General features: G+C 40.9%; 20 protein-coding genes. 11 read left to right on the top strand and 9 right to left on the bottom strand.

Features of this window, described 5'->3' with window-relative positions; genetic code table 11:
• The first annotated feature begins 415 nt into the window (after window positions 1-415).
• The 8 genes from C7Y69_RS09350 (at window position 416) to C7Y69_RS09315 (ending at window position 13832) form a co-directional block, all read left to right on the top strand.
• Window positions 416-1351 (top strand): restriction endonuclease, encoded by a 936-nt coding sequence (locus C7Y69_RS09350; protein ID WP_126872514.1) that lies wholly within the window; start codon window positions 416-418, stop codon window positions 1349-1351.
• A 79-nt stretch (window positions 1352-1430) separates the two neighbouring features.
• A complete protein-coding gene (locus C7Y69_RS09345) occupies window positions 1431-3989 on the top strand; it encodes a class I SAM-dependent DNA methyltransferase (protein WP_126872513.1) in 2559 nt (852 codons plus the stop codon).
• Window positions 3982-5268: a restriction endonuclease subunit S gene (locus tag C7Y69_RS09340; protein ID WP_126872512.1), complete on the top strand. Its 1287-nt coding sequence runs from the start codon at window positions 3982-3984 to the stop codon at window positions 5266-5268. Before C7Y69_RS09345 ends, C7Y69_RS09340 begins: the two co-directional genes overlap by 8 nt.
• A 201-nt stretch (window positions 5269-5469) precedes the next feature.
• Complete coding sequence (locus tag C7Y69_RS09335) at window positions 5470-6096, top strand: SLATT domain-containing protein (protein ID WP_126872511.1); 627 nt, start codon at window positions 5470-5472, stop codon at window positions 6094-6096.
• On the top strand, window positions 6093-7424 hold the full coding sequence (locus tag C7Y69_RS09330) for an RNA-directed DNA polymerase (RefSeq protein ID WP_126872510.1): 1332 nt from the start codon (window positions 6093-6095) through the stop codon (window positions 7422-7424). The genes C7Y69_RS09335 and C7Y69_RS09330 overlap by 4 nt, the downstream gene beginning before the upstream one ends.
• Window positions 7425-7441: 17 nt before the next feature.
• Window positions 7442-9811: an AAA family ATPase gene (locus C7Y69_RS09325; RefSeq protein WP_185864154.1), complete on the top strand. Its 2370-nt coding sequence runs from the start codon at window positions 7442-7444 to the stop codon at window positions 9809-9811.
• Window positions 9811-13131 (top strand): type I restriction endonuclease subunit R, encoded by a 3321-nt coding sequence (locus tag C7Y69_RS09320; protein WP_126872508.1) that lies wholly within the window; start codon window positions 9811-9813, stop codon window positions 13129-13131. The genes C7Y69_RS09325 and C7Y69_RS09320 overlap by 1 nt, the downstream gene beginning before the upstream one ends.
• Window positions 13131-13832: a M48 family metallopeptidase gene (locus tag C7Y69_RS09315; protein ID WP_126872507.1), complete on the top strand. Its 702-nt coding sequence runs from the start codon at window positions 13131-13133 to the stop codon at window positions 13830-13832. The genes C7Y69_RS09320 and C7Y69_RS09315 overlap by 1 nt, the downstream gene beginning before the upstream one ends.
• A 100-nt stretch (window positions 13833-13932) precedes the next feature.
• Here the strand turns inward: C7Y69_RS09315 and C7Y69_RS09310 are convergent, their stop codons facing one another.
• Both C7Y69_RS09310 and zapE read right to left on the bottom strand, forming a co-directional pair.
• Window positions 13933-14655, bottom strand: a complete 723-nt coding sequence (locus tag C7Y69_RS09310; protein WP_013785342.1) for a YebC/PmpR family DNA-binding transcriptional regulator — start codon at window positions 14653-14655, stop codon at window positions 13933-13935.
• A gap of 120 nt (window positions 14656-14775) precedes the next feature.
• Window positions 14776-15873 carry a cell division protein ZapE gene (zapE, locus tag C7Y69_RS09305; protein ID WP_126872506.1) on the bottom strand — a complete coding sequence of 366 codons (1098 nt, stop codon included), beginning with the start codon at window positions 15871-15873 and terminating at the stop codon, window positions 14776-14778.
• A gap of 263 nt (window positions 15874-16136) precedes the next feature.
• Between zapE and C7Y69_RS09300 the strand changes: the two genes are divergently transcribed.
• The 3 genes from C7Y69_RS09300 (at window position 16137) to C7Y69_RS09290 (ending at window position 19347) form a co-directional block, all read left to right on the top strand.
• Window positions 16137-16574 (top strand): ZapG family protein, encoded by a 438-nt coding sequence (locus C7Y69_RS09300; RefSeq protein ID WP_013785344.1) that lies wholly within the window; start codon window positions 16137-16139, stop codon window positions 16572-16574.
• Window positions 16575-16660: 86 nt separating this feature from the next.
• Window positions 16661-18022 (top strand): DegQ family serine endoprotease, encoded by a 1362-nt coding sequence (locus C7Y69_RS09295; protein WP_409513427.1) that lies wholly within the window; start codon window positions 16661-16663, stop codon window positions 18020-18022.
• Between the two features lie 254 nt (window positions 18023-18276).
• Window positions 18277-19347: a trypsin-like peptidase domain-containing protein gene (locus tag C7Y69_RS09290; RefSeq protein ID WP_041452585.1), complete on the top strand. Its 1071-nt coding sequence runs from the start codon at window positions 18277-18279 to the stop codon at window positions 19345-19347.
• A gap of 114 nt (window positions 19348-19461) precedes the next feature.
• Here C7Y69_RS09290 and murA read toward each other — a convergent pair whose 3' ends face one another.
• From murA to mlaF, 7 genes are all read right to left on the bottom strand, one after another.
• Window positions 19462-20724 carry a UDP-N-acetylglucosamine 1-carboxyvinyltransferase gene (gene murA, locus C7Y69_RS09285; RefSeq protein WP_013785347.1) on the bottom strand — a complete coding sequence of 421 codons (1263 nt, stop codon included), beginning with the start codon at window positions 20722-20724 and terminating at the stop codon, window positions 19462-19464.
• Window positions 20725-20738: 14 nt separating this feature from the next.
• Entirely contained in the window at window positions 20739-20996 is a 258-nt protein-coding gene (locus tag C7Y69_RS09280) for a BolA family protein (RefSeq protein ID WP_126872504.1), read from the bottom strand.
• 44 nt (window positions 20997-21040) lie between these two features.
• Window positions 21041-21349: a lipid asymmetry maintenance protein MlaB gene (locus C7Y69_RS09275; protein WP_126872503.1), complete on the bottom strand. Its 309-nt coding sequence runs from the start codon at window positions 21347-21349 to the stop codon at window positions 21041-21043.
• The gene (locus C7Y69_RS09270) at window positions 21346-21999 is read right to left on the bottom strand and encodes a phospholipid-binding protein MlaC (RefSeq protein ID WP_409513426.1); all 654 of its coding nucleotides are present in this window, start codon (window positions 21997-21999) and stop codon (window positions 21346-21348) included. The genes C7Y69_RS09275 and C7Y69_RS09270 overlap by 4 nt, the downstream gene beginning before the upstream one ends.
• A gap of 110 nt (window positions 22000-22109) precedes the next feature.
• Window positions 22110-22583 carry an outer membrane lipid asymmetry maintenance protein MlaD gene (gene mlaD, locus C7Y69_RS09265; RefSeq protein ID WP_013785351.1) on the bottom strand — a complete coding sequence of 158 codons (474 nt, stop codon included), beginning with the start codon at window positions 22581-22583 and terminating at the stop codon, window positions 22110-22112.
• A 9-nt stretch (window positions 22584-22592) separates the two neighbouring features.
• On the bottom strand, window positions 22593-23369 hold the full coding sequence (gene mlaE / locus C7Y69_RS09260; RefSeq protein WP_013785352.1) for a lipid asymmetry maintenance ABC transporter permease subunit MlaE: 777 nt from the start codon (window positions 23367-23369) through the stop codon (window positions 22593-22595).
• Window positions 23366-24166: a phospholipid ABC transporter ATP-binding protein MlaF gene (gene mlaF / locus C7Y69_RS09255; protein WP_126872501.1), complete on the bottom strand. Its 801-nt coding sequence runs from the start codon at window positions 24164-24166 to the stop codon at window positions 23366-23368. The genes mlaE and mlaF overlap by 4 nt, the downstream gene beginning before the upstream one ends.
• Between the last annotated feature and the right edge of the window lie 46 nt (window positions 24167-24212).

Genomic DNA, 24212 nt, shown 5'->3' with positions numbered 1-24212 from the left:
AGACTGGATTGCACAACCACATATGAATCAGTAGCTTGGTAAGGACAGAAATGAAGATTACAGAAGAAAAATTGCTTGAATTTGAGTTGTTCCTGAAGCCATTTAACAACCAAAGCAAACTAGCGTTTGAGCACTTCGTAAAGCAACGTCATTTCGCCGAAAATAAGGTTAAAAAAATAATGAAAAACTCAAAAAAAACTTCGCCACTAGAGTAATTACAAAACTTCCGCGTTAAGTAAGGGCTTCTTAAGGTAACTAATTGCTACCAAAGCACTAAGCATTCTTGTTCGCAGTGTCCTTTTACAATATCCTCACTGTTAGCCTACTGAAAAATGATTATCGCTGTCTTTTACAGAGCCAGATAGATCCCCTGACTTTTCAGAATTAAGACAATGGAAGTAAGAGAGAACATGGAATGATCCCTAATTATCAGCAATTCATGCGGCCTTTTTTAGAGATAGCTTTAGCAGCTAACGGAACTGAAGTAAGACTGAGAGACGTCATCAATCAATTGGCTGATAACTTTTCATTGTCCGACGAAGAACGTAACCAAACAATCCCATCAGGAAAGCAAAGCGTTCTAGATAACCGAGTTGGTTGGGCACGAACCTACCTCACCAAAGCAGGCCTATTAAAAGCCACCAAGCGAGCACACTTTGTCATCACTGAGCGCGGTATCGAAGCATTACAAGACACAAATGCGACCATAAATAGCGATTACCTCAAACAATTTGATGAGTTCATCGCGTTTAAAGAGCAAAAAAACGACATCAGCGCCCCTCAGACGCTAAATACAGAAGAACCTAACAAAGTAGTAACTACCAGTGAAATAACGCCTGATGAAGCTTTACGCGAGGCCTACAAGACAATAAACGATGCCCTTACGTCTGAATTACTGTCTCGTACACGAGAAGTCACCCCAGCTTTCTTTGAAGACTTACTTATAGAGCTGCTTCTAGCTATGGGCTATGGCGGTACTGGCGAAGGTGCGGCACATGCGTTAGGTAAATCAGGTGATAACGGAATAGACGGTATCATTGACCAAGATCCCCTTGGCGTTGACCAAATTTATATACAAGCCAAACGTTATGCCGAAGGCAATAATGTTGGCTCTGGTGATATCCGAGATTTCTTTGGTGCACTTAATTTGAAGAAAGCACAAAAAGGTATTTTCATTACTACCTCAGCATTCACAGCTTCGGCCACACAAACAGCCAAAGACTTAGGGACTCGCATAGTTCTCATTAACGGAAAAGAACTAGCAAAACTTATGCTGCGCTATAACATCGGCAGTAGAGACGAACAGGTATTGCACCTGAAGAAAATCGACGAAGAATTTTTTGAAGTATGAGCTGAAAGCTTTTAACCACTGATTTTAATGAGTATTGAGGCAGAAACTTCATCACTCAAATATAGAGAATAACGATTACATGAAACAAAAACTAACGTTAAGCAAATTAGAAAATCTACTTTTTAAAGCGTGTGACATATTACGCGGTAAAATGGATGCCTCGGAATATAAAGAATACATTTTTGGTATGTTGTTCTTAAAGCGCATGTCTGATCAATTTGAAGCAGATAAAGCCGCTATCCGCGCGCGTTTAGAAAAAGAAGGTAAATCTGAAGCAGCAATTGAAAAGCTTATTTCGTTGCCTTCACAGTTTGATTACTTTGTGCCAGAAGCTGCATCTTGGTCAACTATTAAGCACGTTAAGAAAAACGTGGGAACTGAGCTAAATAAAGCGCTTGCTGCACTTGAAGATGCCAATATCAAAAAGGGTCTTGAAGATGTACTAAAGCATATCAACTTCAACAAAAAAGTTGGCAAAAAGCCGATGGAAGATAAGGTACTGATTGATTTCATTCAGCACTTTGACCAAAAAGATTTTACTTTAACTAATGAGTGTTTTGAGTTTCCTGATTTACTTGGTGCAGCCTACGAATACTTAATTAAGTTTTTTGCCGATAGCGCTGGTAAAAAAGGTGGTGAATTCTATACGCCTTCTGAGGTAGTTCGCTTGTTAGTTGAATTACTTCAACCCGGTGAGGGAATGGAAATATACGATCCCACAGTTGGCAGTGGCGGTATGCTCATCCAAAGTAAGAAATACGTTGAAGAAACGGGTGGTGATGTAAACAAGATAGATTTATTCGGTCAAGAAGACAGCGGTACAACATGGTCTATTTGTAAAATGAATATGATTTTGCACGGTGTTGGCGGTGCGAACATTCAAAATGAAGACACCCTTGCCAAACCCCAGCATATTGACGCTAATGGCGAAATCCGCACTTATTCAAGGGTGATCGCCAATCCACCGTTTTCGCAAAATTACAGTCGCGATGGTATGACACACCAAAGTCGCTTCCACACATGGCTTCCTGAGGGCGGTAAAAAAGCTGATTTCATGTTTGTTCAACACATGCTTGCCTCACTTAAGCAAGATGGCAAGATGGCAGTAGTAATGCCACATGGCGTATTGTTCCGTGGCGGTGAAGAAAAAACGTGTCGTCAAAATTTTATTGAAGAAGGGATCTTAGAAGCGGTTATTGGTTTACCACAAGGTTTATTCTATGGGACACCGATTCCGGCATGTGTATTAGTGTTTAATAAAGCGAATGCTGCCAAGCGTAAACATGTCGTATTTATCAACGCAGATCGCGAATTCAAAGAAGGCAAAAACCAAAATAGACTTCGTCCAGAAGATATTGAAAAGATCACCCATGTATATGAGTCACTCACATCAGATACTGATAACCTAGTTGAAAAATATGCACGAGCAGTACCTATTAGTGAACTTGAGCAAGAAGAGTTCAATTTAAACATTAGACGTTATGTTGATAACAGCCCAGCACCAGAGCCTCATGATGTAAAAGCACATTTAAACGGTGGTATACCTGCTGATGAAGTTAACAGCCTTGAATCTCACTGGCAAAATTATGCCAAATTAAAAGAAGCACTGTTTACTTCAGGCCACCCTAAACAAAAAGATGGCAATTACTACTCTTTTGCGCAGGCTATTGAAAACAAAGCCGACATTAAAAAAACTATAGAAAACCACCCTCAACTAATTGCTAAGCATGAAGCTTTTTATGCACAGTTAGATAACTGGTGGAGTACGCACTTTGTTCCGCAATTTCATAAACTCGGTGATGAAAAATTAGGCTCTAAAGGTGTTTTTGCGTTAAGACGCGATGCCCTAGACAGCATTGTCAGTGCCTTGTTACCTGAAAACTTGCTTTCCATTTATCAAGTACGTGGTGCAATGGCGAATAATTTTAAACAACATGAAGCGGACCTTAAATCTATTGCCAACTCAGGTTGGAATGCTGAGCTAATTCCAGATGAAGAAATTCTTGAATCCCAGTTCCCAGAGGTATTAGCACACCTGAAAAAAGATGCTGCCAGAATTACAGAATTGGAAGCATTGTTTGCTGCGACAAATGAGTCAACTGAAGATGACGAAGCAGAGGAAGAATCTGAATCAGGCGTGTTACCAAAAGTTCAGGTGAAAGCACTTAAAGATGCCAAAAAAGAAAACAACGGTCAGCTTCGTGACTTAAAGAAGGAGCTGAAATTTGCTAAAAAGGAAGACCTTTCACGAGCATTGCAACTTGAAGCGAGCATTGAAAAATTCACCTCAGCTAACGCCGAGATTGACGCAAAGTTAGAGCAACACACCGAACTTGAAAAAGAACTAAAAGAGCTAAAAGCTGGCATTAAAGAAGCAGAAAAGAAAAAAGAAGACCTTGTTGATGCTGCGCGTGAAAAAATCACACCAGAAGAAGCTAAGGCACTTATTGAAGCACGCTATAAGCAGCAGATGACTGATAGTTATGCTCACTACCTTCGTCAAATTGTATCACAGTTAATTAAAGCTGTTGAGAATCTCCACAACAAGTATGCAATTACAGTTAAAGTTATTCTTGCTGAACGTGATCAGCAGTCAACTTTACTGCATAGCTTTTTAGTGGAGTTGGGTTATGAATAGTTGGCGATCAAGTTCGTTGGGGCAACTAGCTTCAACTTTCGCAGGAGGAACACCTAGTAGAGCTGTTGAAGACTACTATGGAGGCAATATTCCTTGGGTTAAATCTACAGAAGTTAATCAAGATTACATTACTGAAACTTCTGAGTTTTTGACTGAACTAGGCTTGAAAAACTCAAACTGCAAATTAGCTCCTAATGATTCAGTGTTGATTGCAATGTATGGCGCAACTGCTGGGCAAGTTTCAAAATTGCAAATTGCGGCTGCTACAAATCAAGCTGTTTTGGCTATTGTATGTGGTGAAGATTTAGACTCTGCTTTTTTGTATTATGTTTTAAACCACAATAAAAATAAGATCTTATATTTGGCTCAAGGCTCTGGACAGCCAAACCTTAGTAAAGAACTAATAGATAAGACCGAAATAGTTTTACCAAATCCTAATCAACAACAAAAAATAGCTAATATATTAAGCACTGTTGATAACCTTGTTGAGCAAACCCAAAACATTATCGATAAATATACTGCCGTTAAACAAGGCATGATGGCGGATTTGTTCTCTCGTGGTATTGATTTATCTGGCACACCAGAAACCAACAAAAACTACGGACAATTGCGTCCAAGCTGTGAAGATGCACCAGACCTTTATCACGAATCAGAACTAGGCTGGGTTCCTAAAATATGGGAAGAAGCGCCTCTTCGAGAGCAGCTTGTAAATATTGAACAAGGCTGGAGTCCAGACTGCGATTCTGAAGGTGCAACGGAGGGGTGGTGGGGCGTTCTCAAAACTACTTCTGTTGTTTGGGAGGGTTTTGATTTTTCTGCTAATAAAGCACTACCATCAGAACTGACACCGAAGAAAGAGTACGAAATAAAAGCTGGGGATGTCCTGATGACCAGAGCAGGTCCGGGCAATCGAGTTGGTGTTGTTGTACATGTAAGTAATACGCGCAACAAATTACTTCTAAGTGATAAATTGTATCGAATAATTCCTAAAGAACGCATTGGTAAACCATTTTTGGCGCTACTGTTGTCTTCTGAGTTAATACAAAAGCAAATTAACGCTACAAAAACAGGGCTTGCTGAGTCGCAAAGCAATATATCCCAACATATTGTTAAAAAATTAAAAGTGTTTATTCCTTCGATTAGAGAACAAGAGCTAATAGTGGGGCGCATGTCTGCTATTAACGAAAAAATAGACACCGAAAAAAAATATCTAAATAAATTAGAACTAGAAAAAAAGGGCCTGATGCAAGATTTGCTAACAGGGAAAGTAAAAGTATAACCAGTTTTGTTCTAGGGTGTGTTGGCCTTGATTGCTCCGGCTTGACTAGGTTGACCACTCACTTGTGAGTGCAACTAATATTGAAGAGCTTGTCTCTTAGTTGTGGCTTCTTCGGAGGCTTATAGCTTGCCCCGTCAGGGGTGTTAACTCTATGTAACCCACTGACACCCTAGAACGCCTAAATAAAAAGGAAGCAGTAAAATGGCATTTTCTGACAATGTTTGGTGGACAAGAAAAGCGAGAATACAAGCGGAAAAGCGTTTGCTGTCTAACGCATTTCAATCTCAGTTGTTACTACTGTGGTACTCATTTTTTGGCGTTGCCGTTTCAATATATTACTTAAAATTTACTCCGTCAGCAGGTCAAGAGGACTTAGCTGGTATTAGCTGGATCGTGTATTCAGTTCTGGTATTAAGTATGTCTGGGTTTATTGCAGGGCTATCTTTCAAAGAACGGGCTAGTTTAATCAAGGAAAGTTATGAAACCTTGAATACCTTCCTTCATAAAGCTAAAGAGGAGAATGCCGATATTGAACAAATATCAACGGAGTATGAACAAATCATGGGGTTATGTGAAAACCATACAGACTATGATTATTATCTTGCTCTATGCCTAGAGTACGTCACTTGTATTGTTCCATTAGACCCAAAGACAAAGTTAAAGCAGAAAAAAGATAGCAACGGTAAAATTACAGAAGGCTTAGATCGCAGCCCAACGTGGTATCACTGGTTAAGTATTACATGGTGGTTAACTAAACGATATGTATTGCTGACGCTTTTATATTTATTGCCCATTATTCTTTTGATTGCTATTGAGAAGTTAGCATGACAATTCAGCAGCAATTTAATAATCATTTTTCAGAAGAAAACTTAAAGCGAATATTCGTTGAATATGTGGTTTATTCAGGTGCGACAGGCATCGATAATTTAGATCAATATGCCTTTCGTGCTCAACTTGATGAGCAAATAGCCATTCTGTCTCGGAAAATGCTGGCAGGCACCTACAAATTCACTAAGTACAAGCTGAAATTGGTGAGTAAAGGCAAGGATAAAGCACCGAGAGAGATTTCAATTCCAACGGTTAGAGATCGCATAGCCATGCGAGCGATGTGTGATTTTTTAACTGAAATCTATGACGGTGATGTTGAATTTAATTTGCCGCAAAAAGTGATCAAACGTGTAAAGGCAGATGTTGGGTCAGGCGGTTTTACAGGCGTTATTAAGCTTGATGTCAGCAATTTTTATCCTTCGATAAAGCATAAAGAATTGAGAAGTCGCTTAGGTAAAAAAATACGTTCTGACAATATTAAGAATGTACTTTTTTCTGCTATTACTTCACCAACAGTGGCAGTGTCGAAAACAACAGATTCGCTTTCGACAAGAGGCGTACCCCAAGGTTTAGCGGTATCCAACATTCTTGCCGCAATATACCTCTTAAACATTGATAACTACTTTGAGTCGTTGCCAAACATTAAGTATTACCGATATGTAGATGATGTCATGGTATTTTGCAATTTTAGTGACGCGCAGACCATAGCAACTGAAATAGGGAAACGTTTTGGTCGTATCGGGTTAAAAATGTACGACCCTATCAAGCGCCCTGATAAGTCAACTATCGAACAATTAGGGCGTTCTTTTGACTATCTAGGTTATCACTTTTACGACTCAACAATCAGCGCTAGGCTTGGTTCTATCGAAAGGTTGAAGCATTCACTTGTATCTATTTTTACCAGTTACAAACATTCAAAACAGAAAAGTGAAGCGTTTTTACTTTGGCGACTTAACCTTCGTATCACGGGTTGTGTTTTCGATAATAAAGCCAAAGGTTGGCTGTTTTTCTTCTCGGAGATTAATGATGAGCAGCTATTACATACGCTTGATCATTACGTAAGTAAGCTTATTAAACGCTTTAACGTTTCTATTCAGCCTAAAAAGTTCGTCAGGGCATTCAAAGAGCTGAGCCACAGAAAATACGAAACAAGTTATATTCCTAATTTCGATGACTACACGTTAGCGCAAAAGCAAAAAGTCCTGACGGACTATTTTAAAGTCAACGTCAGCAAGCTAAAAAAAATCGAAGTTGAGTTTGAATTTAATAAAAGAATAAATAAACAAGTTAAAGACTTACTTGTTGATGTGCAAAGCTTTGCATATTAGTGAGTTAGGGAGATATTTTGTTAAAACGGATTTCCACAATAAAAAATATTGGCACCTATAAAGACTGCAATGGTCGCCAAAGCCAGTTTGAAAAGCTTACGCTCGTGTATGGTAGAAATACATACGGAAAAAGCACGTTGGGTGATATTTTTTCATCGCTTAATTCTGGTGAGTCAACTACCCTAAGCGCCCGAAAAAGCATTCCTGAAGATGGAACAACACAAAAGGTAGAACTGAACTTTTTAGGTGCTGATGGCAAGAAAGAAATAAAAGCTATTTTTAACAACAATGACTGGAAAAATAAATTACCCGAGCATTTAAGGCTAGCTGTTTACGATGATGCTTTCTATCACAAAAATGTTTTCTTGGGTCGCACACTAACTCGCAACACCAAAGAGAGCTTTAGCGATTTTATCTTGGGGTCGCAAGGTGTGGCTGAAGCTGAAAACATCGCAGCGAAGAATAAAGAACTAAAAGAGAAGAAGTCAGATCTCAAAAAGTTAGTTCAAAGCGAGTTTTCAAAAGTTGATGACTTAAAATCATTTATAGCTGAACCTGTAATTGCGGATATAGACGCTACCAAAGAAGAACTAGATAAAAAACGTGAAGAATATGCTTTGCTTAACTCACAAAAGAAAGCAAGTAAGGCGATTAGGGAAAGAAAGAATCTATTTCCGCTTAAAGTAGCTACAGATTTTAGTGAAGCGGTAACGGCAATTAACACTGTACTAAAAACCGGGCTAGACAACCCACATGAGGCAGCCAAAGCAGAATTAAATCGTCATATTGAAAAACACTTTGTTAAGCCTGAAGGTGCTGAACAATGGATTAAACAAGGCTTAAGTTTACTTGATGGTGATAACTGTCATTTTTGTGGACAGGCAATTACACCACAAGCAAATGAGTTACTGGATTTATATCGACAATGTTTTGATGACCAGTTTGCTAGGCATGAAAGTTTTGTGAAAACAACAATTGAGAGGCATCAGCACTTGCTGGGTGCGAATTGGCTGGAGAAACTTGATTCTTCAATAGCTAGCGCTAATTTAATTCTTGATAACTACCCAGAGCTTTCCAATGAACATGAAATTCCTGATACGGTAAACAATATCAGAATCTCTCATGAAGCCATACAAGGGAAGATCGAACAAATAACCTCAATAGTAAATCAAATAATAGAAGCATTTACTGCAAAGATTGATGCTAAATTGGCGAACCCCAAAGCAGAGTTCGAAACGGTTGATGCTGCTGAATTAGATCAACAGCTAAATGATTTATACAACGACATAAACAGTCTAAACACTTTTTACTCTTCGTTTAATAAACGAGCTAACGAATTCAAAGCTAGATTTGAAGTTGACCAAATTGAAAAAGATCTTGAACGCCTTGCACAGCAAGGTAAAGACATTGCGCTAAGAGTTGAACGATACGAAAAGAATGACGCCTGTAAAGAACACATCTCTTTATCAAAAAGCATCTGCGATCTTGAGGACGATATTCCAAAGCTAAAAGAATCGCTACGGAATGAACAAAGCGCCTTTTTAAATCTGTACTTCTCTAAAATTAATAAACATTTTAATGATTTAGGTAGTAGAGACTTTAAACTTGAATATAAGCCTGAACCTCTTGGTAACAAACCCATTTATAGCTTTAAAGTAAAGTTTAAAGGGACTGGTATTGCCGAGAGCGATTTAGATAAAATTTTTAGTGAATCTGATAGGCGTTCTCTTGGTTTATCAATTTTTTTAGCATCACTGGACTCACTTGAAGACGAAGTCTTAGGTAAAACAATTATTGTTTTTGATGACCCAGTAACCTCATTTGATGAGAACAGAGTCGGGCAAACGCATAGTAAGTTAGTGAAATTGGCAGATAGGTGCCAACAAGTAATAATGCTTAGCCACTTCAAGGATGGGGTAGCGAACTTTCTAAAGGTGCATGGGTTTTCAAAGAGTGATATTGCTTTAATCGAAATTAAGAAAAATGCTCAAGGTTCATATCTTGAAGTTGGGAACAAAAGTGCCTTTGTAAAATCAGCTCACCATTTAAACACTGAAGAGTTAATCGATTTTGTTGAACGAAATATTGATAAATTAAGTTGTAAGCCACGTGTTTATCTTGAAGAAGTTCTAAGTTTAAGGTTTTCGAAACAGATACGTAAAAAACAAATTACTAATGAATCGTTGAGTAAGCGGATTGATGCATTGAGCGAAGAAAAAATAGTATCGCAGGATATTGCAAAGCAATTGCATGATTGGCGCGAAGAGCTTAACCCTGAGCATCATGTTTGGATGGATGACGATATAGAAAATCAAAGGACTACGATTGCTAGCTTTTTAGAGTTCGTGTTTTATGAGCTAGTGCCAGAGCCAGTGGGAGAGGTTTAATGTCTGAATATCTATTTGTAGAAAAGCCTCTTCTAAATCAACTGGCAGCTATGGGATGGCAAGTTATTGAGCATTCCTCTAGTGTTATTCCTAATGATCCTCGTATCAGTTATCGTAAACATTTCAGAGAATGTGTTATCCAGAGAGAGTTTGCCAAGGCTATTAGTACACTTAACATTATTGATGGCCAATGTTGGTTAACTGATGCTCAAATAGATGGACTTTATGAAGACTTCACTGACTTTGGTGTTAAGAGCCTGCTTGAAAACAATCAAGAGTTTATGGAGCGAATCAAAAAATGGCAGGTAGATGAGAACACCGTAACTGGTGAGCAGAACCCTACAGTTAAGATTATTGATTTTGATAATTGGAAGGCCAACCGATTTGTTGCAATAAATCAGTTTCGTATTGATACCCCTGCTGGCGTTAAAGGTTGCATCGTTCCTGACGTTGTTTTGTTTGTTAACGGCCTTCCTCTGGTTGTTATTGAATGTAAAGATGTAAATAGCTTTACGTCAGACCCAATGAATCAATCAATAGAGCAATTAAGGCGATATGCTGACCTAAGGGAGCCGGAAGGTTCTCAACTGATTGAAGGGGAAGAAAAACTTTTTTATACCAATCAATTAATGATTGGCACATATGGTGACAACGCTAAATTCGGTACAGTTACATCAACAGAAGAGTATTATTTTAATTGGAAAACAATTTACCCAGATGATACTCCTTATCTAGACCCTACGACAGGGAAGCATCGTAAACAAGAAACCCTTGTTCAAGGTATGTTGCACCCAAGAAACCTGATAGACATTACAAATAACTTTACATTATTCATGGATGCTGGAAAGCAACGTATAAAGGTTGTTGCTCGCTATCAGCAATATCGTGCGGTTAATAAGATTATTCTACGAATTAGAACTGGTGAGACAAGTGATGAACGCTCTGGTGTCGTTTGGCATACACAAGGTAGCGGTAAGTCTCTAACAATGGTCTTTTTAGTACGCAAAATGCGTAGTACCGAAGACTTGAAAGATTACAAAGTATTGATGGTCAATGACCGAAGAGACCTAGACAGACAGCTTGGTGAAACGGCTGATTTAACAGGCGAAAAGGTTTATCGCATTTCAAGTAGTGATGAAGTTAAAACGGAGCTGTGTGATGATCGCTCAACTCTGAATATGGTGATGGTGCATAAATTTAGAGAAGCAGATAACGGCAATACGCCAGACTATTTAAATGAAGCTTTGGGAAAATCTGTTGCAGAACCTTCTTCTGAGTATTCTTCTGAAGCTGACAAAGACAATGTTGTGAAGCTATTTGAAAGCTTTGGCGAGGTTAACCCATCAAACAAAGTGCTTATCATGATTGATGAAGCGCACCGTACACAGAAAACAGGGCAAGATAAAGCCAGCTTGTCGGACAATATGTTCGATGCATTCCCCAATGCAACTCGCTTGGCTTTTACTGGTACTCCTTTAATTGCTGACCATCATAACGATCCAACTTGGAAGCGCTTTAGCAATAACCCTGATGAACCATATATCGATGAATACAAGCTTCAAGATGCCGTAGATGATGGTGCTACTCTGCAAATATTGTATGAGGGTAAAACAGCCGACTCTGCAATCTATGATAAACATGGTTTTGATACAAAATTTGAAAACTTGTTTAAAGACAGAACGGAAGAAGAAATAGCTGCAATCCGTAAAAAATATGGTGCAACTGGCGATATATTAGAAGCTGAAGATCGTATTGAAGAAATATCTAATGACCTTGTTAAGCACTATATACAAAAAGTGTTGCCTAGTGGCTATAAAGCTCAGGTTGTTTGTTCTTCAAAACAAGCGGCATTGCACTACCAAACGTTTATAAGAAAAACTCTTAATGATTGGGCTGAAGAGGAAAAGCAAAAACCTGCTGAAGAACAGGATAAAGAGCTACTCAGACAGGTTGAGTATCTAGATGCTATGGTTGTCATTTCTTCTGATGGAACGAATGAAAAGGCTTCATTCGTAGCTGCTAGGAACGAGTCTCGTAAACGTGATGCGGTGGAAAACTTTAAGAAGAAATTTGATTTCGACAAGCCAGATACAGGCATCGGATTCTTAATAGTTTGTGACATGCTTCTTACTGGTTTTGATGCGCCTATTGAACAGGTTATGTACATCGATAAGAAACTAAAAGAACATAACTTACTGCAAACAATAGCCCGTGTTAACAGAACATATCCCGGTAAAACAGTTGGGTATGTTGTCGATTACATAGGCTTAACTGAGAATCTAAAAGAAGCGCTATCGCTATACTCAGGCAAAGATCAAAAAGACATTTTAGATACATTTAAATCGGTCGAGTCTGAAATGCCTGTACTTCAAAGTCGATATAGGCAGTTGATTCAACTATTTGAAGATAAAGATATCTCACAAATAGAAAGTCTCGTCCAACAAAAGCTAATTTCAGATATTGAAAGGTACAAAGCTACAGAGTCCGTTATTCAAACTTTAGCGGATGTTAAAACTCGCGATAGCTTTAATGTCTACCTTAAGAAATTCATGCAAAGTATGGATATTATTTTGCCAAACAAACTGGCACATCCATACAAAATACCTATGTACCAATTTAGTCATCTACAAGCTAAAGCGAGGGAGCGGTATAAAGATGACTCTATCAATATTACTGGTGCTGGTGAAAAAGTTCGCAAGCTAGTTAGTGAACACCTAATTAGCCTAGGTATTAACCCTAAAGTGCCACCTGTAGAGTTATTCTCAGACAAATTCATAACCACCTTAAAAGAGCATAAGGATGATCGAGCTGCGGCTAGTGAAATGGAACATGCTATTCGTAAGCATTGTAAAGTGAATGAAGCTGATGATCCTGCAATGTACAAACGCTTCAGTGAAAAGCTTGATGATATTCTTAAGAAGTACAATGAACAGTGGGATCAGATGCTGCTTCACTTGGAAACATTAAGAGAAGAAATAGATGAAGGTAGAGGTGATGATTCATCTGCTGGAGATCCGTTTACTGATCTAATCATTGAGTTGGCATTTGATGGGTCTTGCCAGCCAAGTGAGATGGAAGCTGTTAAGAGTATTGTTGAACAAATACTAGAAATAATGGCTAATAAAATTGAAGGGTTAAACTTCTGGGATCGCCCTAATATGGTTGATGAACTTGAAGGTAAAATCCAAGAAGTATTTATATTGAGTGCCGTTCCGGCACTAGAAGAATCATTTGAGCTAGTAACAACAGAGTTATTGAATCTAGCCAAAAGAAGAGAGCTAGATATTTTGTCTAACAGAAAACAACAGGATGGTAATTAGTGGCAGATACTTTAAATGTCAGCACATATAAGGATATCAGCTACCAACTAAAGAAAAGTGACAGGAAGACAACAAGTATCTACATTGAACGTGATGGTACTGTTTTAGTAATAGCGCCATCACCGTTTGATGTTGAGAAAATTGAACAGATCATAGAGTCTAAGAGAAGCTGGATTTATAAGAGCCTAGCAGACTGGGAGGACCTTAACAGAACTCGAATCCATCGAGAGTATGTTAACGGTGAAAGTTTTTTATATTTTGGCAGAAACTACCGCTTGCAACTAGTGAAGGACCAATTAGAGCCACTCACTTTCCATTATGGGCAATTTAAGTTGTTAGATTCAGAAGTGGCTAATGCCCCTGATCACTTTAAGAACTTTTACAAAACGAAATTACAGCAGCGTTTAGATGAAAGGCTTAAGCTCTACCAGCCAAAAATGAAACTGAAACCTGCCAGCATTCGAGTTATGGAATTACAAAAACGCTGGGGGTCATGCACTTCGAAAGGAGTAATAAACCTTCATTGGAAGTGTGCCATGTTACCTTTAAGTGTGTTGGACTACGTTATAGTTCATGAACTTGCGCATTTAGAAGACAAAAATCACTCTCCCAAATTTTGGCGCACAATAGAAAAAGTGATGCCAGACTATGGTGAGGCAAAAAAATGGTTGAAGTTTAATGGTGCAGGGATGAGCCTTTAAAAAAGCCCACTTCAAAGTGGGCTTCAACTATGATTTAAACAACTTATTTACTATAAAAATCTTATTTGAAGCCTTTAAACAACTTATTTACTCTGAACATCTAGTTCGGTGTTATACCGTTATGGTAAACATCTTGTACGTCGTCACAGTCGTTCAGCATGTCCATGAATTTTTCAAACATTGGCATGTCTTCTTCGCTGATTTCTGATTCCGTTTGCGGGATCCAACTCATCTCTTCTGCATCAAAGCTAATATCTGGGTAAGCTTCAGTAAGCGCAGTTTTAACTTGGAAGTACTCAGTATGCGGTGCATAAACGGTAATTTTTCCGTCTTCGCCTTCCACTTCAGTCACATCAACATCCGCTTCCATTAAGACTTCCAAAATAGCGTCTTCGTCGTCACCATCAAACTGGAATACCGCTTGATGATCGAACATGTGCGATACCGCACCTTGAGCGCCAAGCTTTGCATTAGTCTTAGTGAAGCAGTTGCGTACTTCTGTAATGGTACGGTTAGCGTTATCAGAAAGACAATCCACAATTACCATGCAGTTGCCTGGACCAAAGCCTTCATAACGCATTGGTTGGAAATCTTCACCTGCGCCACCAGCGGCTTTATCAATCGCTTTATCGATAACGTGACCGGGTACTTGGTCTTTTTTCGCTTTTTCCATTAAGCGACGAAGCGACAAGTTAGTATCTGGATCGGCGCCGCCGTTTTTAGCGCACACGTAAATTTCTTTACCGTACTTAGAATACACTTTAGTTTTCGCGCCAGCGGTCTTGGCCATGGCGGCTTTTCTTACTTCGAATGCTCTTCCCATCTTAAGATTCTCTTTTTTACAAATGGAGTTCTGCCATCAGTAGCAGAAAAAATTGGGCAAATTCTACCGATTTTATGCCCAACAATACAGTGCCACGGGCACTCTCGCTGTTTTTATTGGTTAAGGTAAGTGCTCAGTAGCTAAGTATTCGTGCGATTGCATTTCGCTCAAACGACTTAAACAGCGTCTAAATTCAAAGTTTAGCAGCCCCTCGCCGTACAAATTTTCCATCGCAACTTCGGCAGAAATAATCAGCTTTACGTGGCGTTCGTAAAATTCATCCACCATGGCAATAAAGCGGCGTGCAACGTCGTCGTTGTGTTGCCCCATCACCTTCACATTAGCCAGTAACACTGAATGGTAACAACGACTTAGTTCTATGTAATCACTTTGGCTTCGTGGGCCACCGCAAAGTGCATTAAACTCTATCATTAACACACCATCGGCATCTCTAAGCGTGTCTATTTGCCTATTATTAACTTCTATCGTTTCGTTTTCAGAACCCGCTTCAGGCGCCAACTGAGCAAAGTAACCATGCAAATTCTTAATCGCTTCACCATCTAATGGATAATGATAAATTTCAGCTTGCTCAAGAGTACGAAGACGATAGTCCACGCCACTATCTACGTTTATTACTCGCGTATTCTGATTGATTAAATCGATCGCAGGTAAAAAGCGTGCTCGCTGAAGGCCATTTTTGTACAAGTCATCCGGTACAATATTTGATGTCGCCACTAACACAATGCCATAACCGAAAAGTTCTTCCATTAGCGTGCCTAAAATCATGGCATCGGTAATGTCCGATACAAAAAACTCATCGAAACAAATCACCTTGGTTTCTTTCGCTAACTTGGCAGCAATCGTTTTTAATGGGTCTTGTGCGTTTGTAAGCTGCTTAAGCTCGTCATGAATTCGGTGCATAAACCGGTGAAAGTGTACTCGCATTTTATTTTCGAACGGCAGGCAGTCGTAAAAGGTATCTACCAAGTAGGTTTTCCCTCTGCCTACGCCGCCATAAAAATAAATGCCTTGAATGCCTGCGTTCTTTTGACCTTTACCAAACGCCGACTTAAGTTTTACCCGCCAGGTATGCTTTCTCTCTGGCTGGGTTAACTCGTCGAACAAACGTTGTAATTCTTTAACTGCATTTTCTTGTGCTGCATCGTACTGAAACTCAGGCGACGTCAAATCTGCTTGATATTTTTCCCATGGCGTCATCGCCTATTCCACTCCCGCAAAATGTCAATAGTGGCCGTGGCTGCACCGACCTGCTTGAAATTATCAATTATGACCTTAATTTTAATGGAAATCACGGTAGAATCGCACCTAGTTAATTTGCATAGCTCGTATAAACACAATTAATGCGATCTCTATGCGCTTTTCATACCGGCTCTTGCTATATTCAAGTAATGGTCGAATGCATTAAGTAGCACGTATCAAGGTGTACTTAATGTGAGTAGTACGTTAATTCGGAGAATAGAATGGAACTGTTAGTGTCTCTTGCTTTACTAGTGGTGGGTTTAATCATTGGCTTTTTTATAGGTCGTTTTGTACAAACCAAAACGGGCGGGAATAGTGCGGCTCAAACTGAGCAACAAGTGAAAGAGATATTAGCTCAGCAAGCTCAACATCATATTCATCAAACTCGTCAAAGCCTTGAAGGTATTGAAAGTCAGTGCGAAACACTGAAGCAACAAATTGAAGAATACGAAGCATTGCTCACGCAAAGCAGTGACGATGAAGACGCTAAAGTCCCCTTCTATGGTGAACAAGCGACGTCTTACCTTCGCAACAATTTAAAAAGTTCTGAAAAGTCTAAAGTGAATAAAGTTTCCGACACCCAACCAAAAGATTTCGCAAATTCAGGGTCGGGGCTATTTGTCGGCGGTTCTGAGCAATCTACCGCAGACAAATCATAATTTAGGAACTTTTTCAGTTATTTCAGAGTCTTTAGTTAAATGATTCAATATCGCAATAACCTGAAGGAGTATAAGCGAGCATGAAAGTGTCTTTTCGTCAGTATATCGTGGCGTCTGCAGTATTAGTAAGTTCTCTTGGCTTTAGCGTGAACTCTTATGCGGCATTGCCGTTCTTTTCAGATAAAAAGGATGAGGTGCCCTCTCTAGCGCCCATGCTAGAAGAAGCGACCCCTGCGGTGGTGAGTATTGCTGTTGAGGGAACGCAAACTTCTCGTCAGCAAGTGCCAGAAATGTTTCAGTATTTTTTCGGCGCACCGCAAGAACAGGTTCAAGAGCGACCGTTTAGGGGCCTTGGCTCTGGTGTTATTATTGATGCGGATAAAGGCTATGTGGTAACGAACAACCACGTTGTCGATAATGCCGATGAAATTACTGTCAAGCTTACCGATGGCCGTGAGTTTAAAGCGAAAAAACTAGGCTCTGATGAACAAAGTGATATCGCTTTATTAAAAATCGACTCAGATGATCTCACTGCATTGCCGTTAGCCGATTCAGATGCACTACGAGTGGGTGATTTTGTGGTCGCTATCGGTAATCCTTTTGGTCTTTCACAAACGGTTACCTCGGGTATTGTGAGTGCATTAGGCCGCTCGGGTTTAAACATTGGAGGTTATGAAGATTTCATTCAAACCGACGCTGCGATTAACCGTGGAAACTCTGGTGGGGCTTTAGTTAGTTTGCGCGGCGAACTTGTTGGTATTAATACCGCTATTTTCGGTCCTAACGGCGGTAATGTGGGAATTGGCTTCGCTATTCCTAGTAACATGATGAAAAGCTTAGTCGATCAAATTGCTGAGTACGGTGAAGTTCGACGTGGTCTATTAGGTATTCTAGGCAGTGACATAGACGCTGGTCTTGCAGAAGCCATGAATGCTGATGTTAATATTGGAGCATTTGTAAGCGAAGTAACCCCAGACTCCGCTGCTGACAAAGCAGGTATCAAAGCGGGTGATATCATTACCGGTATTAATGGTAGAAACTTGCATAGCTTCCAAGAGTTGAGAGCTAAAATCTCTAGCATGGGAGCAGGTGCAGAAGTTGAACTTACCATTATGCGTAAAGGTAAGGAAATGAATATGGATGTGGTACTTGGCGATGCTACACAATCAACCGTCACGGCTGCACAAATTCACCCTGCATTGGAAGGGGCGACCTTAACGAATGGCACTGATGAAGCAGGTAATGCGGGCGTGGTGATTTCTGAACTGGCTAACGGCAGCCCCGCCGCACGTATTGGCTTGAAGCCTGATGATATTGTGATGGGCGTGAACCGCCTACGCACGCCATCTGTGGCTGAGTTTAGAGACGCGTTAGATAAAGCAAAAGGGGTGATTGCCCTTAATGTTAAACGCGGTAACTCTACGCTTTACTTATTGATTCGTCAGTAGTTGTAGCAAACTTATGCATTAAAACAGCGCCCATAGGCGCTGTTTTTTTGTGCGTAATTTAGTGAAAATGTGGGTTTGTCGTAAAATGCTTATACCCAATCGGATTAAAGACGACAGATTGACGGATAAGGTGATATCCTTTAACTTAATCAAATAAAAAATACCATTAACACATAGCCTTATTTTGCCATCTATTTTGGCTCAAATTTGTGGGCTGAAGTGCTTTGGCATTAAAAACAACGTAAGTGTGGCTTGTGACTGGCAGCTCGATAGTTAATTTCATCATAAAATCAATATTCCTTGGAACAATAGTAGCCTTGCTTCTGTTGTTTTTACTGCCGGATTTACGTCAAGGTAGCGGCCTGACACAAGGACTTTTCACTGAGCCCTCTGTGAGTGCTAGCCGTGAGAGCTATTTTGCCCCCTTAAGCCGCTCTGCCCCTGCTGTAGTGAATATTTATAGTGTCAGTATCGAGAACGACACTGGGTTGTTTCGTAATCAGCCTAGAGAGCGCGCCAGTTTAGGTTCAGGCGTAATCATGACCGAAAACGGCTACATTCTTACCTGTCACCATGTGGTAGAAAATGCTGATAGTATTTATGTTGCGGTACAAGACGGAAGAATTCTGGAAGCACAAATAGTTGGTAACGATCCACTTACCGATTTAGCAGTATTGAAAGTTACTGCAGACAACTTACACATTATTCCCCAAGTTTCTGAGCCAGATATTCATGTAGGTGATGTGGTAATGGCTATCGGTAACCCCTTCGATTTAGGTCAAACGATTACTCAAGGTATTGTGAGCCGCGCTGGACGCAACGGTCTATCTAACTACGTTGATTTCATTCAAACCGATGCCGTGCTGAACCAAGGTAATTCGGGCGGTGCACTGGTTGATAGCAACGGTATATTGCTGGGTATTACCAACGCAAATTTCCAGGTACGTGATTCTCGTAATCGTGTTCGGAATGTAGATGGTATTAACTTCGCGGTACCATACGAACTCGCTAAGCGAGTGATGGACAAAATTATCAATAACGGCCGTGTTATTCGTGGTCAACTAGGATTTATTGGTGGTGAGTACCGAAATCGCCCTGGAATTGAAGTTACAGCGGTGGCTAACGGTAGCGCTGCTGATGAAGCTGGCTTGCAACCAGGTGACATTATATTAGCCATTGACGGCATCCGGTTAGAAAGTGCATCTAAAACGTTAGACATGATTGCAGAAACTGCGCCTGGTACTACTTTAGAGCTTGAAATTAGCCGTGGTGGTAACCCGCTTACTATTAACGCTTTAGTTGCTGAGCTGCGTGCCCAAGAATAAGGCGCTGTAGCGCAAGCCTACGCTTACAAGCAAAAGCTTTTATATCAAGCACAAAAAAGCGCCTTATGATAAATAATCATAAGGCGCTTTTTTTATGAGCCGTTAATTAGCGCTTCATTCTTTTACACGCTCGATGTTGGCGCCAAGTGCACCTAGCTTCTCTTCAATGGCTTCATAACCGCGATCTAAGTGATAGATACGGTTTACATGGGTTTCGCCATCGGCAATAAGCCCAGCAATCACTAAGCTTGCAGATGCACGTAAATCGGTTGCCATTACAGGTGCGCCCTTAAGCGCAGAACTCCCTTTAGATACCGCAGAGTTACCTTCAAGGGCAATTTCAGCGCCCATGCGTTGTAGCTCTGGCACGTGCATAAAACGGTTTTCAAATATCGTTTCGGTAATAACACCTGTGCCTTCCGCAACGCAGTTTAATGTAACGAACTGGGCTTGCATGTCGGTGGGAAATGCAGGGTGTGGTGCGGTTTTAACGCGAACCGCTTTAGGTTGCTTGCCTTGCATGTCTAGCTCAATCCAGTCTTCACCTAAAGTGATAACCGCACCGGCTTGTTCAAGCTTATCGATAACAGCTTCTAACGTTTCCGGTGCAGCGTGAGTACAACGAATTTTTCCGCCAGTTACCGCAGCAGCAACTAAGAAAGTACCAGTTTCAATACGATCTGGCAGTACACGATAATCACAACCATTTAGGGTTTCTACCCCTTCAATCGTAATTTTATCAGTACCTGCGCCAGAAATAACCGCGCCCATCTGAATAAGACAGTTAGCTAAATCGACAATCTCAGGCTCACGTGCGGCATTTTCTAGCACGGTTGTGCCATCTGCCAGCGCCGCTGCCATCATTAGGTTTTCAGTAGCACCAACGCTCACCATGTCCATGAAGATGCGAGCACCTTTTAAACGGCCATCGACTTCAGCGCGAATATACCCTTCGTCTACTTCAATTTTAGCGCCCATCTTTTCAAGGCCAGTCAAATGAAGATTAACAGGGCGTGCACCTATCGCGCAGCCGCCAGGAAGTGATACGTTTGCTTTACCTTGCTTTGCAAGCAAAGGGCCTAACACCAAAATAGAGGCACGCATGGTACGCACTAATTCATATGAAGCTGTAATGCTTTGCAGCGTACTTGAGTCTAACACCACGTCATTCGCAGCAGGTTGTGCTACTTCAACGCCTAGCTCTCGTAGTAGTGCTACTGTGGTATTAATATCACGCAGTCGAGGCACGTTGGTATAACGACATGGCTGGTCGCTAAGCAAACTGGTCATTAGTAGTGGTAACGCAGCATTCTTAGCACCGGAAATACGCACGGTTCCCTGTAGTGCAGGGCCTTTCTTTATAACAAGTTTATCCACGAAAAAAGACCTGCTTACTGAGGAATGTGAAACTGGCGCTCACGCTCCCAGTCTTTTACTGAAAAGGTTTTGATGGTAATGGCATGCATAGACCCATCTGCAATCTTATCTGATAAAGGTGCATAAACAGCCTGCTGGCGTTTAACGCGGCTCATTTCATTAAAAATATCGCCTACCGCGATAATGTTGAAATGAGAACCTTCGCCTTTTACATGAACTTCATGAAGCTCTAGGGCGTCGGTGAGAATTTTTTCAATTTCGGACAATTCCATAACTTACTTCTTTACCTGCTTGTTCTTTACCTAGCTAATTAGGATCATTCTACTGGTAAAAAGCCATCAACGTCGCTTATTTTAGCCAGTTTACGTAATTTTTCTGGGAGTTCACGCAAGCTAACATTAATCCCCTCACGCTTTCCATCCCTAATTGCGTTTAATATCCAAGCTAATCCAGCACTGTCTACTCGCTCAACATCGCCCAAATCTATACAACACGTGCCGGCTTTAGCCAATATAGCGCTTTGCGATGAGGTTAAACTTTCAAAAAAATTTTTAGACAGAGTGTCACGATCTAAATGACCGTGCACGCTGACTTGGGCGTTATCGTTAACCTGAAAAAGGCTCACGCACTCTCTCCGTCAAAATCGATAGGCTCATCTTGGTTTAGCTCAACAGGCTTACCAATCTTATCTCTCATTAGCGCAATCACTGCATCAATACCGTCTTGACGAAGGATAGATTCAAACTCGCTGCGCTTACTATTTAGCATGCTGATACCTTCAGCTACCATGTCGTATGCTTTCCACTCATTTGTTTTTGAGTCTCTACGTACTTTAAACGCAATTTTGATTTCTGGGCGCTTAGGATCTTGTACTACGGCGCGAACCGTTACTGATTTTTTATCATCAAACGATGACTCAGGCTCAAACTGAACCGTTTGGTTGTCGTAGTAGCCCATAGCTACCGCGTAAGACGTAATAAGATATTGTCTGAATACGGTAATGTATTCACCCATTTTTTCTTGTGGAACCGATTTAAAGTGCTTGCCCAATACCATGAAAGCAGCAAATTTATAGTCGATATGAGGGACTAGCTCTTCTTCCATAATGGTGCGCAACATTTCAGGATCAGCTTTAACCGCTTCTTGGTTCGCTTTAATTCTATCGAAGGTTTTAGAAGCAACGCCTTTAACCAATTCATACGGGTTTTGCTCGTTGATTTCTTGAGCTTGCGCCATTCCCACTAAAGAGAACATCAACACACTCATTATTACCATTAACTTTTTCAATGCCTATCTCCTGAAACTAAATTCTTATTACAACAGACCTGACAATTCCCTTTTTGGTTTCATCAGGTCTTTATTAATTCTAATTAACCTTCGTATTCTTATTCTTCGTCACTACCGCGACTAAATAAGAATTGCCCTATCAAATCTTCTAATACCAATGCCGACTTCGTATCTTGCAAATAATCGCCGTCTTTAAGATTTGCTACCCCGTCAAACGAGAAACCTGGCTGGAAGCCAACGTATTGCTCACCCAGCAGGCCAGAAGTCAGGATTGAAACTGAGCTGGTTTCTGGAAAGCCGTCGTAGCTTTTCAAAATCGATAACTCTACTACGGGCGTGAAGTCTTCTTGATCAAGTGTGATGGAAGAAACTCGACCAACGTTCACACCCCCGACCTTTACAGATGACCGTGCTTTCAAACCACCGATGTTGTCGAATTTAGCGTATAGGGTGTAGGTATCACCATCGCCGCCTACCGATTGATTAGCCACTTTTAGTGCCAGCAACATAACTGCACCAATGGTTAATACAACGAACATGCCAACCAATACTTCAGATTTATATTTATTCATGACTCAACCCTACTCAATGCCAAACATAAGGGCGGTAAGCACGAAGTCCAGCCCTAATACTGCTAATGAAGAATACACTACAGTTTCTGTAGTAGCTTTGCTGATCCCTTCCGATGTAGGAATAGAATCGTAACCTTTAAATATGGCTATCCAGGTGACAACCAAGGCAAAAACAAGGCTTTTAATGATGCCGTTTACCACATCTTCGCCCCATTCCACCGTAGACTGCATAATTGACCAATAACTGCCAACATCTACACCCAACCAATCAACGCCCACTAGGTGACCGCCTAAAATACCGACCGCACTGAATATCAGCGCTAGCATTGGCATTGAAATGATGCCCGCCCAAAAGCGCGGCGCGACAATACGTCTTAGCGGGTCAACCGCCATCATCTCTAAACTGCTAATTTGTTCAGTTGCCTTCATTAAGCCAATTTCCGCAGTTAGTGCAGAACCAGCTCTACCAGCAAACAATAATGCGGTAACTACAGGACCAAGCTCACGAAGCAGCGATAACGCCACCATAGGGCCTAAGCTACCTTCAGCGCCGTAATCAACTAAAATAGTATAGCCCTGCAACGCCATTACCATGCCAATAAACAATCCTGACACGATAATAATTAACAAAGACTGAACGCCCACCACATGAACCTGTTTAATGGTAAGCGGAATGTTTTTTAATCTAGGAAGGGCAAGTAGCGCTCCCATTAACATGTAGGTAGCACGGCCAATGGCAGTTAACTTGCCAATGGTTTTAGCGCCTATCGATTGGAAGAACTTCATTTATCCCCTCCGAAAAAGGTATTTTCTATATCCGGAGCAGGGTAATGAAACGGCACAGGGCCATCGGCTTTACCTTTTAGGAACTGCTGAACCAGCTCTGAGTCGCTTTCTCTAATTTGCTGCGCGGTTCCTTCACCAATTACCCGTTTGTCTGCCAAAATATAAATATAATCGGCAATAGTGAGCACTTCAGTCACGTCGTGGGTTACCACTACGCTGGTTAAGTTTAGTGCGTCATTAAGCCCTCTGATTAATTTAACCAGTACACCCATTGAAATCGGATCTTGGCCGGCAAAAGGTTCATCGTACATAATAAGGTCTGGGTCTAACGCAATAGCTCTGGCTAATGCTGCACGACGTGCCATACCGCCAGAAAGTTCGCTTGGCATGAGTTGCGCTGCGCCTCTTAGGCCTACAGCCTGTAGCTTTAATGCGACAGTTGTGGCGATAAGATCTTCCGATAACTTGGTGTGTTCACGCAGCGGAAACGCCACATTGTCAAAAACGGTCATGTCTGTGAACAAAGCACCGCTTTGAAAAAGCATGCTCATTCGACGACGTGCTTGATAAAGCTCTTTACGGCTCATAGCGACAACAGAGTCGCCATCAAACTGTATATCACCTTCATCTGGTGTTAATTGCCCGCCAATAAGGCGCAGTAAGGTGGTCTTCCCTATACCGCTGGGGCCCATAACGGCCGTAATTTTTCCTTTCGGAATGCTCAGCGTAATACCGTCATAAATAACACGGTCTGCGCGTCGAAAGGTTAGGTTGTCTATCTCGACTAAATGGTCCATAGCGATTTTATTTATCGACCCTTGAATAATAAGTGATACCAGCAAA

Source organism: Alteromonas sp. KS69, assembly GCF_003989595.1.
GTDB classification, from domain to species: domain Bacteria; phylum Pseudomonadota; class Gammaproteobacteria; order Enterobacterales; family Alteromonadaceae; genus Alteromonas; species Alteromonas naphthalenivorans.
This window is presented reverse-complemented; position numbering and strand designations above follow the sequence as displayed.

Bases quoted from the DNA above. Each gene is read 5' to 3' on its own strand.
- C7Y69_RS09270 (WP_409513426.1), bottom strand. From the start codon at position 21,999: ATGGTAATAATGAGTGTGTTGATGTTCTCTTTAGTGGGAATGGCGCAA.
- C7Y69_RS09340 (WP_126872512.1), top strand. From the start codon at position 3,982: ATGAATAGTTGGCGATCAAGTTCGTTGGGGCAACTAGCTTCAACTTTC.
- C7Y69_RS09345 (WP_126872513.1), top strand. From the start codon at position 1,431: ATGAAACAAAAACTAACGTTAAGCAAATTAGAAAATCTACTTTTTAAA.
- mlaF (WP_126872501.1), bottom strand. From the start codon at position 24,166: ATGGACCATTTAGTCGAGATAGACAACCTAACCTTTCGACGCGCAGAC.
- C7Y69_RS09330 (WP_126872510.1), top strand. From the start codon at position 6,093: ATGACAATTCAGCAGCAATTTAATAATCATTTTTCAGAAGAAAACTTA.
- mlaE (WP_013785352.1), bottom strand. From the start codon at position 23,369: ATGAAGTTCTTCCAATCGATAGGCGCTAAAACCATTGGCAAGTTAACT.
- mlaD (WP_013785351.1), bottom strand. From the start codon at position 22,583: ATGAATAAATATAAATCTGAAGTATTGGTTGGCATGTTCGTTGTATTA.
- zapE (WP_126872506.1), bottom strand. From the start codon at position 15,873: ATGACGCCATGGGAAAAATATCAAGCAGATTTGACGTCGCCTGAGTTT.
- C7Y69_RS09335 (WP_126872511.1), top strand. From the start codon at position 5,470: ATGGCATTTTCTGACAATGTTTGGTGGACAAGAAAAGCGAGAATACAA.
- C7Y69_RS09280 (WP_126872504.1), bottom strand. From the start codon at position 20,996: ATGGAATTGTCCGAAATTGAAAAAATTCTCACCGACGCCCTAGAGCTT.
- C7Y69_RS09300 (WP_013785344.1), top strand. From the start codon at position 16,137: ATGGAACTGTTAGTGTCTCTTGCTTTACTAGTGGTGGGTTTAATCATT.
- C7Y69_RS09350 (WP_126872514.1), top strand. From the start codon at position 416: ATGATCCCTAATTATCAGCAATTCATGCGGCCTTTTTTAGAGATAGCT.
- C7Y69_RS09310 (WP_013785342.1), bottom strand. From the start codon at position 14,655: ATGGGAAGAGCATTCGAAGTAAGAAAAGCCGCCATGGCCAAGACCGCT.
- C7Y69_RS09320 (WP_126872508.1), top strand. From the start codon at position 9,811: ATGTCTGAATATCTATTTGTAGAAAAGCCTCTTCTAAATCAACTGGCA.